Consider the following 15,114-nt stretch of genomic DNA (forward strand, 5'->3'; position numbering starts at 1 on the left):
CAATATCTCTCTGGACGCAAGCCTGAGGTTTATCCCGTGCCCGATATGAAGCTTTTTGCTGGTAATGCTACACCTGAACTAGCACAACGTGTTGCTAACCGCCTGTACACTAGCCTGGGAGACGCTGCCGTCGGTCGTTTCAGCGACGGTGAAGTCAGTGTTCAAATCAATGAAAATGTACGCGGTGGTGATGTTTTCATCATCCAGTCTACCTGTGCACCAACCAACGACAACCTGATGGAATTAGTCGTTATGGTCGATGCCTTACGTCGTGCTTCTGCTGGCCGTATTACCGCTGTTATTCCTTACTTCGGTTATGCCCGTCAGGATCGCCGTGTTCGTTCAGCTCGTGTACCTATCACAGCCAAAGTTGTCGCGGACTTTTTGTCCAGCGTTGGAGTAGACCGTGTTCTCACTGTTGACCTGCACGCCGAGCAGATCCAAGGCTTCTTTGATGTCCCGGTTGATAATGTATTTGGCAGCCCAATCCTTCTGGAAGACATGCTCCAGCAAGATCTGGAAAACCCTATCGTTGTCTCTCCAGACATCGGTGGTGTTGTCCGTGCCCGTGCGATTGCCAAACTGCTGAACGATACAGATATGGCTATCATTGATAAACGTCGCCCACGTGCAAACGTTTCTCAAGTTATGCACATCATTGGTGATGTTGCTGGCCGTGATTGCGTTCTGGTTGATGACATGATCGATACAGGCGGCACACTGTGTAAAGCGGCAGAAGCATTGAAAGAGCGCGGAGCGAAGCGGGTATTTGCTTATGCAACCCACCCTATTTTCTCCGGTAATGCAGTGGAAAACATCAAGAACTCTATGATCGATGAATTTGTTGTCTGTGACACCATTCCTCTGTCTGATGAGATTAAGGCGTTGAACAAAGTGCGCACTCTGACACTGTCTGGCATGCTTGCTGAAGCTATTCGCCGTATCAGCAATGAAGAGTCTATCTCTGCTATGTTTGAGCACTAATGTTTAAAGTTCAGCGTTGAAATTAAGCGTTAACTTATTCAAGTGATTAAATAAATCATTGTCTAAGAAACCCCGTTACTGCATCCACAGTAGCGGGGTTTTCTGTTTATTTTATATACTATTAATTAATGCTTTCATCATAAATTAATAACTATTATAAATTTTAATTTACTGAAAATAATTAACAATATCAATTAATTAACCATTACACCATCAACTCTTTTCAAAACATTTTATTGCGGAATTTATCAACAATAAAAAGAATCATCCTCTGCAAATATAATCAATTATCTGGTACGTCCAGTTGCCAAAGCTTCTAACAACACTGGTGTCGCTGAAAAGTTACTGCTAACCTGTGGAGCGGTTGATGAAAGCGATTTTTTACTTGCTAATATCACCGAAAAAATATTATTCCCAAACTAAAAAAAATAAATATTGTTAATGTGATCAGATATCAGTATTGAAAACTAAGCAGTGATGGATTTTTTCTTGTTGAATCCAATAGGCCATGTTCAGGGAAATATTTAAAAGCTGAATGTATTCGCATCACATTGTGTATAAAAAATTCGAATCAATATGGAATATCGTTAACAGGGAACCATACTTAACCTTAAGACAGTCATTATCAATCAGTTAGCTGTCTGACTTAAATTTATTTTGAATATCCAATACATCAGCATCTCCTGTTTCATCAAAGAAAAGGCGCCGAATGTTTTTCATTCAAAAGCGATATGCTGATCAATAAAAAAAACTACTTTTTAAGGAGAGTGCCAATGAAAAAGGCATTTTTATTTACACCTGCACTGTTAGCGCTTTCAATCAATGCCGTTTCTACTGCCCATGCTTATAACCAGGTTTATGTTTTTGGTGATAGTTTGAGTGATGGTGGGAATATAGGAAGATATACGACAGATCAAAAACAGATATATGCTGAGTATATCGCTAAACACATTACAAGGACTAACCTAACTAACTCAGACAAAGGGGGAACTAATTATGCCCAAGGCGGTGCTACTTCTATAGGGGAATATAATAAAGACAAACTAAGTACACAACAGCAGGTAGATGCTTATCTGAATAAGCATAATAATAAAGCGGATCCTAACGGTATTTATATTCACTGGGTAGGTGGGAATGATCTTGATGCTGCTATAACGGCTGCTTTAAAATATAAGGACCTCAAAAAAGCTGAAGAGAATGTTGGAACCAGTGCAAAAGCTACTGTTGATCAGATTAAACAACTTGTAAATGCAGGTGCAGGTAACGGATTAATGATTGTTCCCACTGTTCCTGATGTTGGCACAACACCAGAGTTACTTGAACAAGTTATAACGAGTGGGATCAACAAGGAATTAAAAAATAAAAGCATTCCTCAGAAGAAGATAAATTCTCTCATACAAGGAGTTTTAAAAGAAGTCCATACAGAAATTAACAAGCACGAAATCCCCAATAGTGCAGCTCGCGATATTGCTCTGAAAAAAGTTTTTCATGAGCTGGGTCTGAAAGCTGAAGGACTTATTCCTGGAGCATCCGCCAAAGAAGTTGAAAAAGAGCTTACAGAAGGTTACGAAGCAGCCAAAAAAATGGCTAAAATTCTCACAGACATCTATAACGAACAGATAAACAAACAGATAAAGGAACAGCTCAGTCAAACTAATGCTAATATTATGCGCATTGATATTAATGGTCTGTTACGTGAAGTCATTGCCGATCCTCTGATTTATGGCTTTCAAAATACGTTAGGTTATGCCTGCCCACAAGGTGAATCCGCGAGTGAATGTAATTCTGGTGAAGCAGAATTTACTAAAGACAGACAGTTTGTATTTGCAGACAACAAACATCCAAGCGAGTTGGCACAAGAAATAGAAGGCCAGCTCATTACTTCCAGCATTCAAGCGCCATCACAGGTAATGACCCTGACTCAAGTCAACCGTGCCTCCGTTAAAAGTGCCCTCTCTTCCCTTGATGGTCACCTGCAACAACTGCGTAGTGGCGGCAATCCTCAAGGTAAAATTGGTGTCTTTGGTAGCTTCACTGGCACCCGGGATAAAACCTTTACGCTAGGTAGCGATTATCAGTTAATCGATAACTTGCGGTTGGGTGCCATGTATTCTAACTATAAAGAAGAACGCTCTCCAGTTTCTAACTTCACTTATGAAGGCCGCGGCCATATTTTTACCGCTTATGCGCTGTGGAACTATTATGACAACGGCTGGCTCAGTGGCGATGTCCATTATTCACGTACCAATTATGACAGCCTGACCCGTGCCATTCAGCTTGGTAAAGCCACACGCAGAGAAACCGGCTCAACCACAGGTAAACAGTGGGGAGCGCGCATTACTGCCGGATGGGACATTCCTGTCACCAACTATCTGACCACCAGCCCCATTATCCAGTATGCCTGGGACAAAGGTGATATCGACGGTTATCGTGAATCCGGCAACAATAGCAGTTCTATGAACTTTAGTGATCAGAGCTATACTTCCAAAGTTGGTACACTGGGTTGGCGAGTGGATACTAATCTGGGCCGTTTCAACCCTTACGCTTCAATTCAGTTTAACCACCAATTTGGTGACACTAAATATAAGCTACGCAGCGGTATGAATACTGATTCCACCAAGTCTTCTTTTGTAACGGAAAGTAGTAAACAAAGCACCAATTGGCGTCAATATACTGTCGGCGTGAATGCAAACCTGACCAGTAAACTGCGTGGTTTTGCTTCTGTGACCCGTAATGACGGCAATGCTCAAGATCCTAACTATAACTTTAGCTTAGGCATCAACGCGAGTTTCTAATTCTGTATAGATAAAACGATGTAATCGAATCATCGAAAAACAGACACAGACAATTCAATAAGAAACGCAAGGCGGTAATATCACTGTCTTGCGTTTTTATTTTCTCTTCGTTTAGTTTCCATATAAACATACCAACATCATGTTGACTCTTCATATAGGTAGATAGAAGTAGCATCGAACCTGCCTGAAAATCAAAAAATCAATCAGACCTCAACCAAAGATAATAAATAGTGAACCATTCTTTCTGGAGAACGAGGATGAAAAAAACATTTTTTTTAATATCGACCACGACTGCATTTTTATTTAATTTCATTACACATGCCCATGCTTATGACAATGTTTATGTTTTTGGCGATAGTCTAAGTGATGGCGGTAATGTAGGAAGATTTACAACGGATGGAGAAAATTCAGAACTTTATGATGAATATATAACACGTAAACTCACCGGAAAAAAACTAACCCCATCTAAAGATGGCGGAACTAATTACGCACAAGGTTGTGCAACTGCCAATGGCGCATTAACAGGATTATGTAAGCTTTTGAAGAATACGACAAAAAAGCAGGTCGATAATTATTTGAAAACACACTCTGGGCGAGCAAGTTCTGATGCTCTATATGTACATTGGGTAGGGGGAAATAATATCGCAGAGGCTTTGGAATTTGCAGCAAAAGGTGATAAAAAAACGGCACAAAAAATTATCAATAATAGTTCCGCCTCCGCAGCGTCACAGATCAATCAACTCACTAAGGCCGGAGCTGATTTGATTATTGTACCGAATGTTCCTGATATTGGTACAAGCCCCAAAATTATGGAGGCAGTACTACAGGGAGCCTTGAAAAAAAGCAAAATCCCTGATGAAAAAATTTCCCAGATTCTGAAACAAACTCACCAGGCCCTCAATAAATACCCTACACCGAATGGCGCTGTCCGGCGTCAAGTTATTGAGGGTGTTTTTAAAAAGATTGCTGAAGGTGCATCTCCCCAAGATCCCAAAAAAGCTCAAGAAATCTATCAACAACTGATTGAGGCCTATGATCAAAACAGCAAAATTGCTTCCCAATTGTCTGCTGAGTACAATCAGAAAGAGGAAGATCAGCTTGGTAATGGCAATATCCTCCTTGCTGATACCAATCTCCTCTTACGAGAAGTAATTGAAAACCCAACTATTTATGGCATTGACAATACCCTTGGTTATGCTTGCCCACAAGGCAAATTGGCCATGTTTTGTTCTTCTTCTGACCCTGAGTTTGATAAAAGCCAGTCATACTTGTTTTCTGATAGTTTCCACCCGACACCTTATGTGCACCATGTCGTCGGTCAGTACATTATGTCAATCTATAACGCTCCGCTACAAGTGATGAGGCTGAATTATACCAACCGTATCCCCGTTACAAACGCCTTAAACTCACTTGACGGGCATCTGCAACAACTTCGCAATAGCCATAACGCCCAAGGTAAAGTTGGTGTATTCGGTGGTTATACAGGCAATAACAATACCACGCTCATCTTAGGCGGCGATTACCAACTAACAGATAATCTACTGTTAGGAGCAACCCTTTCACATTATCGTGATGAACAAGATTTAACCCCGGATTTCAATTATGCGGCTACAGGTCATGTCGTAACAGCTTATACACTATGGAACTACAACAACAACGGTTGGTTAAGCGGCGATGCCCATTATTCGCGCACCCATTTCGATAACCTGTCACGTTCTATCCAACTTGGTCGGGCCATACGCAGGGAATCAGGCTCAACCATCGGCAAGCAATGGGGTTGGCGGATCACAGCAGGCTGGAATATCCCTGTCACTGATTATCTGACCACCAGCCCAATCATCCAATATAGTTGGGATAAAGGCAGTATTGATGGCTATCGTGAATCTGATAACAACAGTACCTCTATGCATTTTGGAAGTCAGCACTACACATCTAAAGTTGGCTCTATTGGCTGGCGGGTTGATACGCAATTAGGTCGTTTCAATCCTTACGCTTCTATCCTGTTCAAGCACCAATTCGACAATGAACGCTATGCACTCCGCAGCGCGATCAATTCAGCTAAAAGAACTTTCGTTCAACGGGGAGAACAACAAGATAGAGACCGTTTTCAATACACAATCGGGGTTAATGCCAACCTGACTAATAACTTTCGTGCATTCGCAGCCGTATCACATGAAAAAAACAATAGCTCATCGAATCATAACTATGATTTCAGTCTCGGTTTTAATATGAGCTTCTAAGATGTGAATTACAGAATAAGCCCAGAGAAAATGCGAAAGAAAATTCCACAGACAGGATAAGGCGGTAACAAAGTTCCGCCTTATCCAAACTCATTAGATTTCAACATTTGAAACAATCACGGATGTCTGTACTTTTTACGACGATAACGCCCATCATAATTCTTCAGCCACCAATATTTGTCGGTAACCTGTTCCCGACCGCCAATATTAGCACCTGCCAACCAAATAAATGCGCCAACAAATAATCCCATTAATGCAATGCCTGACAGTAATTCAGATTGCCCGAAACTGAAAATATGACTGAACAATACATAAGTCAAACTGATTAACATTGCCGACATTCCCAGTCCCATGAGAATATTACCAAAAACAAAAGCCTTTTTACGCCTCATAACCAACCTCCAATACTTTTTGTGAACGCCAATGCGTAAAAACAACGAACTCAAAAGCACGAAAGTAGATATCTTCTTTTGTATTAATTATAGCCTTGTAGATTAAAAGGTTATTGCGGCCTTGATCACAAGCCATACAAATTTAGACCTAACCTTTTACATTTCATTGAAATAATATTTATTAAGAACACTATTAATGAATTTTGTACTCAAGCCTTGAGATGGGTAAACTAACCCTCTTTTTGTTTTATTGCCAATAAGCGAAGCTAAACTGTGAGTAACATAAAATTAATCGTTGGCCTGGCAAATCCCGGTGCTGAATATGCACAGACCAGACATAATGCCGGAGCATGGTTTGTCGATTTGTTAGCACAACGCCATAACCAGTCTCTGAAAGAAGAGAGTAAATTTTTTGGCTATACAGCCCGCATCAACATCAACGGACAAGATATCCGCCTGCTGGTGCCCACGACTTTCATGAACCTCAGTGGCAAATCTGTCCTTGCCCTTGCCGGTTTCTACCGCATTCAACCAGATGAAATTCTGGTGGCCCATGATGAGTTGGATCTCCCTCCCGGTGTAGCAAAAATGAAATTGGGTGGCAGCAATGGCGGTCATAATGGTTTGAAAGATATCCAAAACAAGTTCGGCAATAACCCTAACTTTCATCGCCTGCGTGTTGGTATCGGCCATCCGGGGGACAAAAACAAAGTTGTGGGTTTCGTACTTGGTAAACCGCCTGCCAGCGAGCAAAAGCTGATTGACGATGCGATTGATGAAGCATTGCGCTGCACCGATATCCTCATCAAAGATGGCATGCCCAAAGCGATTAACCGTCTGCATGCCTTTAAAGCCAGCGCCTAGCTGAGAGTGCGTGGCGCAGCCGACTATTGCGTGTATAATGGCGCCAATTTTGTATAACTCACCGACAGGCATATGCTCGTTGGTTTATAAGTGATCTAAGGTGATAAATTTATGGGATTCAAATGCGGTATCGTTGGCCTGCCTAACGTTGGGAAATCTACATTATTCAATGCGCTGACCAAAGCAGGTATCGAAGCAGCAAACTTCCCGTTCTGCACTATCGAGCCAAACACAGGTGTTGTGCCGATGCCAGACCCACGTCTCGACCGACTGGCTGAGATCGTCAAACCACAGCGTATACTGCCAACCACGATGGAATTCGTGGATATTGCTGGCCTGGTAAAAGGTGCTTCAAAAGGCGAAGGTCTGGGTAACCAATTCCTGACCAACATCCGTGAAACAGAAGCTATCGGCCATGTTGTACGCTGTTTTGAAAACGACAACATCATTCACGTTGCTGGTCAGGTTGATCCTGCTGCTGATATTGACGTTATCAATACTGAGCTGGCGCTGTCAGATCTGGATACTTGCGAACGCGCTATCCAACGTGTACAGAAGAAAGCCAAAGGTGGCGATAAAGATGCCAAAGCAGAGCTGGAAGTTTTGGAAAAATGTCTTCCTCACCTTGAACAAGCTGGCATGCTGCGCTCTTTAGACTTAAGCGTGGAAGAAAAAGCCGCTATTCGTTATCTGAGCTTCCTGACTCTGAAACCAACCATGTACATTGCCAACGTCAATGAAGATGGTTTTGAAAATAACCCATACCTTGATACCGTCCGTGCTATTGCGGAAGCTGAAGGTTCGGCGGTTGTTCCTGTTTGTGCTGCCATTGAAGCGGATATCGCAGAACTGGAAGACGCCGACCGTGAAGAATTCATGGCTGAACTGGGTCTGGAAGAACCGGGGTTGAACCGTGTTATTCGTGCGGGCTATCAACTGCTGAATCTGCAAACTTATTTTACTGCTGGCGTAAAAGAAGTTCGTGCCTGGACTATTCCAGTCGGCGCGACAGCTCCACAGGCGGCGGGTAAAATCCACACCGATTTCGAAAAAGGCTTTATCCGTGCCCAAACGATCGCGTTTGAAGATTTCATTACTTACAAAGGCGAACAAGGCGCGAAAGAAGCCGGTAAAATGCGTGCAGAAGGGAAAGATTACATCGTTAAAGATGGCGATGTGATGAACTTCTTGTTTAACGTCTGATTTGTTTTAGATGGCCTAGAGCCTGAACAGAATAATCTGAATTTGAAAACCGCCATTTGTGTATTCATTTCTACGTAAAGAATATGCAGTGGCGGTTTGTTTTACTAAGTATTTATTAAGCAGTTTATCTAAAAAGCGGTTTAGTCGCTTCTTTTCTATATCAGATAGATATTTCCAGCCATACAGTAAACTTCACTGTGTAGTAAAAGCCGTTTTGTAACATCAGGAAATACCACCTCACAAACCTCCTCAAAGTTCAATCATCCTCTAATCATCATATTGATATTATTAAATAATAATTTCTATATGTTATTTTTTGTTTTAGAAATGATCTAATGTCCACCTTCTTGCCATTTATTCACCAAAAACTACCTGTTTTCATAAAACTCTAACTAAGATTATTAAAAAATAACTAAGCAGGAATAAGAGGAAGATATGATCACAACATCACCACAAAACCGAAAACTCAATGACACTGAAAATGAGGTACTGAAAATATGTCAAGAAGTACTACATGTAGAGTCAGTAAATATCAAAGATGATTTTTTCAGTCTCGGAGCAGATTCCATCTCTCTGGTCGAAATACAAATTTTTATTGAGCAAAATTTAGGAAAGAAAATAGATTGGAGTGATGTTCTTAGATTCAGAAATGTTGAATCCCTCGCCGCTTTTATTGATTCAACTCATCGCCTTCCCCCCCAAGACAGAAGAGAAATTGAATGGCGTGGCGTAAAATATGCTTTTCGTATCATTGGTGATATCAGTGCAGCAACAACAATACCAAAGCTCGTTATCGCGGGCGGTTTTCAAGATATGTATTCCTTGCCACACCTTGAATATCTTCTCAAAGATGACGGCCCGCTCATATTTGTTGATTTACCGGGAATAGGATCTGCGGATGATATTCCCGAGAATCTTCCCAAAAAGGAAAGCTTTGAATTTCTTGCTCAATGCGCACGACATATTTTAGATGTTCTTTCCTTGCAAACAATAAATCTGATTGGTATTTCTTACGGTGGTGCTACTGCTCTGGCATTTTCATATCAATGGCCCGATAGAATTAATAAATCCGTATTAATCGGTACTGCATTAACTCAGCCACCTCACATTCAAGATAGGCTCAATACAGCCTTACGATTACTCAGCGAAGGGAAATACGAAGAATCTATAGAGAAGATAATTTCAAGTATCCTCTGTCTCGATCCAGGTATTAATATATTAGGAAGAGATACGACATATAAGCTTCTGAAAAAAACGTTACAGGAATCAACACGGCATCAGGGAGAGCAATATGAACATCTCCAAATACGTCTCTTGAACCAAAAGAAATACGAGAAAGCCGAAAACTTTAACAAACCAATTTTATTTGCTACTGGCGAGTATGACATCATGACACCGCCTGAATATGTAAAACTTTGCGCGTCTATTTTTCCAAACTCAATATTCACCACCATCAAAAAATCAGATCATCTTGTCATGGTAGAACGCCCGGATGTGTTGGCCGATCTTCTTATACGATTCTTTAATGGGAAGAATTTAACCGATAATAACGATCTGAATGCGATTGAATTAATCAATTAATTAATCATTCTTCTTAAAAAAATACATCATAGGTTTTGTCATATTAAGAAAGTGACGGGATAGGTTCTGAGTATTATTCGGGTAACATATTAAATTTCTAGTATGTTACCCGACAATGACATTAATATGAAAAGCCTTTTATATCACTTTCCTCACATTCCCCCACGCCATTTTTCCCTTATGGAATGTCGCGGTTCGCGGCGAAATACGTGCTACTGCCTCAGCAGAACAGGAGGCATCCACCAGTACAAAGCTGGCATCATCCTGCACGTTAGGCCATACGCGCTCGCCTTTATCATTGAGCGGCAGAACATCGCCAGTGGCAATCCCCAGAGCACGAGACAGCGCCTGCTCGTTCGGATGAATATAAAGCTGTGCATACAGGTTGGCTTTTTCCAGCATGTCACCCAAACCATATGGTGACCAATGATCAATTACGCTATCGGTGCCGGTCATCACGAATACGCCTTTGTCGCGTAACTGTTTGAGCGGCATATGCAGCGTACCGATAGGCACAGTAGACGCAATAGTTATCTGCTGCGCTGCCATGCGGGCAGCTATTTCATCCACTTGTTGTTCGTTCAGCGTCTCCAGTGCAAAGGCGTGGCTGATGGTCAGTTTGCCTTTTAACTGCGGTGTTTTTTCAACGGTTTCTATCATGTAATTAATCGCCGCTACACCTGCCAGATCGGTTTCGTGCAGATGAATATCCACACCTTTGCCATAGTCCAGCGCAATCTGGAACATCGTATCAAGGGACTTTTCCATCATGCCGTCAACGCTAGTGGGATCAAGACCGCCCACATAGTGTGCCCCCGCCTGCATCGCTTCACGCATCAACGATTCTGATTCAGAAAGCAGAAGACCATGCTGCGGAAAAGCCACAATCTCACAACTAAAACCAGCTTGACGACGTGCCAGTACTTTTTGCAGGTTTTCGAGATTTTTCAGTCCTGAAGTTGGTTCAATATTGCAGTGACTGCGGGCGATGGTGGAGCCTTTCGACTGGATAAGGTCAATCAGTTTTTCCGCACGCTCCTGAGTGTATGGTTGCAGTTCCGGTAATATTTTCTGCTCAAGTTTGATCATGTCCTGAATTGTGGTGCCAGCCGGCCGGTTAAGGGCGCGCCACGAACCACCATAATAAGTTTTATCCAGATGAATGTGCATATCCCGCATTGCGGGGAGTATCAATTTACCACCCGCATCGTAACGTGGTAATGGGCTGTCCAAGTCCTGTTTGTTTCCGTGCAACGCAACAATTTTACCATTATTGATTTCCAGAGTTTTCAGCTCAGTCAGGGTACCGACTACCGTTTGTCCCTCAAATGCAAACCCCGATTCCAGCAAAACATTATCTAAATAGTAATGCTTATCAGTTGGCTGCATGGAATTGTCCATCTCACAGTCTGCTGTAACTGACTGAACAGCATACGCGACAGGGCTGGCTGCGCCCAACAACGCACAAGTAGTGACTATTTTGCCGCTCTGGCTTAAAAATTCACGACGGCTTTTATTTTTGTTCATGCCTTCTTCCTTTTTAGTCGCTAACAATACACATACCCACCTTACTGTACAGTGTGGTACCGAAATATCCCGCCCTCCGATGGTTAGAGTATAAGCTTATGGAATTTATGATGTAATCACACCGACACCTTAATAAATAAAACAACCCATTCTCTTTATAATAAAATTAATAAATTTAAATGATTACAAGGATCGTTAAGGATCATTATTGTTATTTTCAATGGAATATAAATAGGATAAATAAACCTGTAGCCAAGGTAAAATTAAATATATAACATCGAAAATAACAAATGAACAATGCGACATCACAACTATTTAAGTTGCATAAGCTTATCAATATTGATTATTAGCTAACATCTCAGTGAACCGAAACATATCATATACTCAACAAATCTCAACTTGAAGATACAGTGCAAGAGATCAATGCGTTATTGTTGTGGCATGTTGTTAAATATAAGCTGTTGTTAAATATAAACAATGTGTCACTCAATTGTGAAAGGTAGATTACTTTTAGCATTAGTACAAATCTTTATCATGTAAATACTTATATTCTTACTGAGGAATTAAATCATGAATAGAAAACTAGCTGCTTGTATACTTTCATTAATTATCGGAGTAACTGTTACTACCAACGCAAATGCGCTTTTTTGTGGTTATCTTGCAGGTGCTGCAAAAGCGTTTTGCATAAAGACATGTGAAAGAATTCCTGACCATGGTTTTTGGAGTGTAGTGAGACAAGGATGCTTATAATTAGGCCCTAAATATATGTCCAATAAACTCCATTATTCAGCGAGTTAATACAGGAAAATAAACTGTCATTTAAAAATAACTGATACAATATGAATAAGAAGATAAGGATACCCTTTCTTAACATAAAGGGTATCCTTAATATTGTCTTATGCAAATAAAAAATGGGCACATTAGTAGAATGGACAGCCATTAAATTCATTGAAAATCATTGAGAAACTCAGCCAAAATCGGGTTAAATACGTCTGGAGCTTCCCAAAATGGGGCATGATCAACATTCGCTAAATTGAATACCTGATTTTTCCAAAGATTTCGGTAATTCAAACCATTAATATAATCAATATTAATAAATGGATCACCAGCACCATTAACAATCGCTAACGGTATTTCACTGGTCTCAGCCAATAATTTTTGATCAGTCGCTTGAGATGAAAGAAAGGCCTCAAACATATATTGTCGTGTCAATCCATCTGTTCTTGCCACCGCTTCCATAAGGAAAGGTTCATGAGGTGCATTGACCCCACAAGTTTCGTATGCAAAATGCTTAATATCTTCTTCAGTAAAATCAGCTTTGCCAGCAAGCCCCATATGTTCGCAGGGTTTAAAACCAAGGGCCACGTTATCTGCACCAATCGCTACCGGTGGGGTACCACAGATCATTAGCCCAATCATTTTGGGAAACAGAGCCAACATTTCCAAGCCAATATGCCCTCCCAATGACCAGCCAAAAACCACGACTCTGTTAATGCCTAACTTTTCCAATACTTCAATAATAGTGCGGGCATAACTCGGCATTGAATACGCTTGGCGTGGTTCACTGGCATTTGATGATGCGCCATGTCCAGGCAAATCTAACGCCAAAACCCGGTATTTCCCTTTTAGAGAGTTCCCTTTTAGATAGTTAATTTGATGACGGAATATTTCTTTACAACTTGAATTGCCATGTATCAGAAGAACGGGTAAACCATTACCGCCAGTATCTATGACCGATATGCCAGCATAACGGGTTTGAATATCATAGTAGTTAATATCATCATGTGTAGTCGTCATTATACTATCTCCTCAAGAATCAATAACAAATTAACTCAGGCAACCTATTGGCATTGGTGATCCGTTAAAAGATTATTTCGTACTTTCCTTACACAAAATCCATATACCATTACACATCTTTTGTTTTGATATTTTCAAAACACCTATCACAAATCAGCAATATTAAACTCTGATTTTAACGTGTCATACTGTATACAATTTAACAAACCATTAAACACTTGTTACACAACATTTGGTAATTAAGTTATGCAAATACAAAAGAGAACGTCGAAAAAACTCAAACTTCTATTGGCAATCATTGCCGCCATTATTTTGGTCCTCATGGCCATTGCAGGAAAAATAGAAAATGCCAATAAACGTTTTCTCTCCGTAGCTACCGCTTCCACGGGTGGAACTTATTACCCGATAGGCGTGGGTTTAGCCAATGTATGGAGTAACCATCTGAAACAGGAAAATATTCAGGTCACGGGGCAATCTTCAGCCGGTTCGATTGAAAATATTGACTTACTCCAGAAAGATGAAGCACAACTCGCTATTTTACAGAGTTTGATCGCTGTCGAAGCCTATCAAGGTGTCCGTAATTTCGAAAATCGTCCTTATCAAGACCTGCGTTCCATAGCCGTGCTTTGGCCAAATGTTGAACATTTTGTTTTATTAGACAATAAGATCAAGGATGGAACACTGAATGATATTGCCGGAACCCGTTTTTCTGTCGGGCCCCAAGCCAGTGGCACGGAACAATCTACCCTGATTATTCTCAGCGGTATCAATCTTAGCAAACAGGATATTCAACCGGAATATCTTGGCTATGGTGATACCGTTTCTGCCATGCGGGATGGACGTCTTGATGGCGGGGCCTTGCCTGCCGGTGTGCCAGCATCGGCTATCACAGATATGTATGCCAGCGGCGTTCCTGCCCGTATCCTCAATGTGACAAATGAACAACTGGAGAAGATTAACGCCATCGCTAACTCGTGGTTTCGTTTTATCATCAAACCAGAAACTTATCCTCGCCAAAAACAGCCCGTTCAAACAATCGCTCAACCCAATATTCTGATGACAACGCGCAAAATAGATGAAAAAATCATTTATGAATTAACAAAATCGATGTTTGAAAACCAGAAAGAAGTTCACCAAATTCACAGCTCTGCGAAATATATTCTGCCCGAAAACGCCCTCAAAGGTGTTTCCGTTCCATTACATCCTGGTGCCTATCAATATTATCGCGAAATAGGTCTGAATATTCCCGATTATCTTATGCCTCCCGACACCACTTCAACTTCCAGTGAAGTCCAGCCAAATACAGCAATCAATATCAAATCTTTCAAAATCAACTACCTTTCCTATTTCAACGTCAGGTTTAATCTATTGCAATCAATATGCAGCAAGGGAAATAATCCGGAGCGCCAGCCGTTCGATTATAAGAATGCCCCCACAATGAAACTTTTGGTGTCTATCCCGTAGTGTTCTGCGTAAGAAAAGCAAACAGGACATTCGCCGCAATATGAGCTGAATATCGATACCGCCATTAAATGGATGCCAAAACCGACAAGGGGCAACCTGCCAGAAGAGTAATTACCTACAAGGGTGGGGGCAGTGAAAAATGGCTTTTCTGGCTCATACATTAACCAGACAAACCAGAGAAGACAAGCGTAGCGCATCAGTGTAGTTTTAATTTGTTGTTTTATGTGGAGCTTAAATTAAGTAATTATCTGATTTCATTTAAGAGGA

The 15,114-nt window shown here is 41.2% G+C and carries 11 protein-coding genes; 8 read left to right on the forward strand and 3 right to left on the reverse strand.

The window, feature by feature from the left end; translation table 11 throughout:
• Positions 1–36: 36 nt before the first annotated feature.
• The 3 genes from prs to Xenpb_RS09535 all read left to right on the forward strand — a co-directional run bounded on the left by prs (position 37) and on the right by Xenpb_RS09535 (position 6,019).
• Entirely contained in the window at positions 37–984 is a 948-nt protein-coding gene (gene prs / locus Xenpb_RS09525; RefSeq protein WP_187654137.1) for a ribose-phosphate diphosphokinase, read from the forward strand.
• A 773-nt stretch (positions 985–1,757) separates the two neighbouring features.
• Positions 1,758–3,779, forward strand: coding sequence for an autotransporter outer membrane beta-barrel domain-containing protein (locus tag Xenpb_RS09530; protein ID WP_187654096.1), 2,022 nt, complete (start codon positions 1,758–1,760; stop codon positions 3,777–3,779).
• 257 nt (positions 3,780–4,036) lie between these two features.
• Positions 4,037–6,019: an autotransporter outer membrane beta-barrel domain-containing protein gene (locus tag Xenpb_RS09535; protein WP_187654097.1), complete on the forward strand. Its 1,983-nt coding sequence runs from the start codon at positions 4,037–4,039 to the stop codon at positions 6,017–6,019.
• Between the two features lie 116 nt (positions 6,020–6,135).
• On the opposite strand, the gene ychH is transcribed toward Xenpb_RS09535, so the two are convergent.
• On the reverse strand, positions 6,136–6,411 hold the full coding sequence (gene ychH / locus Xenpb_RS09540; RefSeq protein ID WP_099115240.1) for a stress-induced protein YchH: 276 nt from the start codon (positions 6,409–6,411) through the stop codon (positions 6,136–6,138).
• Between the two features lie 273 nt (positions 6,412–6,684).
• Between ychH and pth the strand changes: the two genes are divergently transcribed.
• The 3 genes from pth (at position 6,685) to Xenpb_RS09555 (ending at position 10,059) form a co-directional block, all read left to right on the forward strand.
• Positions 6,685–7,275, forward strand: coding sequence for an aminoacyl-tRNA hydrolase (pth, locus tag Xenpb_RS09545; protein WP_187654098.1), 591 nt, complete (start codon positions 6,685–6,687; stop codon positions 7,273–7,275).
• 111 nt (positions 7,276–7,386) lie between these two features.
• Positions 7,387–8,478: a redox-regulated ATPase YchF gene (gene ychF / locus Xenpb_RS09550; protein WP_187654099.1), complete on the forward strand. Its 1,092-nt coding sequence runs from the start codon at positions 7,387–7,389 to the stop codon at positions 8,476–8,478.
• Positions 8,479–8,913: 435 nt separating this feature from the next.
• On the forward strand, positions 8,914–10,059 hold the full coding sequence (locus tag Xenpb_RS09555; protein ID WP_222942927.1) for an alpha/beta fold hydrolase: 1,146 nt from the start codon (positions 8,914–8,916) through the stop codon (positions 10,057–10,059).
• 138 nt (positions 10,060–10,197) lie between these two features.
• Here Xenpb_RS09555 and Xenpb_RS09560 read toward each other — a convergent pair whose 3' ends face one another.
• The gene (locus Xenpb_RS09560; protein ID WP_187654100.1) at positions 10,198–11,586 is read right to left on the reverse strand and encodes an amidohydrolase family protein; all 1,389 of its coding nucleotides are present in this window, start codon (positions 11,584–11,586) and stop codon (positions 10,198–10,200) included.
• Between the two features lie 570 nt (positions 11,587–12,156).
• Between Xenpb_RS09560 and Xenpb_RS09565 the strand changes: the two genes are divergently transcribed.
• A complete protein-coding gene (locus tag Xenpb_RS09565) occupies positions 12,157–12,336 on the forward strand; it encodes a hypothetical protein (RefSeq protein ID WP_187654101.1) in 180 nt (59 codons plus the stop codon).
• 195 nt (positions 12,337–12,531) lie between these two features.
• Here Xenpb_RS09565 and Xenpb_RS09570 read toward each other — a convergent pair whose 3' ends face one another.
• Positions 12,532–13,383, reverse strand: coding sequence for an alpha/beta fold hydrolase (locus tag Xenpb_RS09570; RefSeq protein ID WP_187654102.1), 852 nt, complete (start codon positions 13,381–13,383; stop codon positions 12,532–12,534).
• A 246-nt stretch (positions 13,384–13,629) separates the two neighbouring features.
• Between Xenpb_RS09570 and Xenpb_RS09575 the strand changes: the two genes are divergently transcribed.
• Positions 13,630–14,847 carry a TAXI family TRAP transporter solute-binding subunit gene (locus Xenpb_RS09575; protein WP_187654103.1) on the forward strand — a complete coding sequence of 406 codons (1,218 nt, stop codon included), beginning with the start codon at positions 13,630–13,632 and terminating at the stop codon, positions 14,845–14,847.
• The last annotated feature ends 267 nt before the right edge of the window (positions 14,848–15,114 follow it).

It is taken from the genome of Xenorhabdus sp. PB62.4, from assembly GCF_014467285.1.
Taxonomy (GTDB): domain Bacteria; phylum Pseudomonadota; class Gammaproteobacteria; order Enterobacterales; family Enterobacteriaceae; genus Xenorhabdus.

Excerpts from the sequence above, each read along its gene's own strand:
- Xenpb_RS09530 (WP_187654096.1), top strand. The coding sequence starts at position 1,758 with ATGAAAAAGGCATTTTTATTTACACCTGCACTGTTAGCGCTTTCAATC.
- Xenpb_RS09535 (WP_187654097.1), top strand. The coding sequence starts at position 4,037 with ATGAAAAAAACATTTTTTTTAATATCGACCACGACTGCATTTTTATTT.
- ychH (WP_099115240.1), bottom strand. The coding sequence starts at position 6,411 with ATGAGGCGTAAAAAGGCTTTTGTTTTTGGTAATATTCTCATGGGACTG.
- ychF (WP_187654099.1), top strand. The coding sequence starts at position 7,387 with ATGGGATTCAAATGCGGTATCGTTGGCCTGCCTAACGTTGGGAAATCT.
- Xenpb_RS09555 (WP_222942927.1), top strand. The coding sequence starts at position 8,914 with ATGATCACAACATCACCACAAAACCGAAAACTCAATGACACTGAAAAT.
- Xenpb_RS09560 (WP_187654100.1), bottom strand. The coding sequence starts at position 11,586 with ATGAACAAAAATAAAAGCCGTCGTGAATTTTTAAGCCAGAGCGGCAAA.
- Xenpb_RS09565 (WP_187654101.1), top strand. The coding sequence starts at position 12,157 with ATGAATAGAAAACTAGCTGCTTGTATACTTTCATTAATTATCGGAGTA.
- Xenpb_RS09570 (WP_187654102.1), bottom strand. The coding sequence starts at position 13,383 with ATGACGACTACACATGATGATATTAACTACTATGATATTCAAACCCGT.
- Xenpb_RS09575 (WP_187654103.1), top strand. The coding sequence starts at position 13,630 with ATGCAAATACAAAAGAGAACGTCGAAAAAACTCAAACTTCTATTGGCA.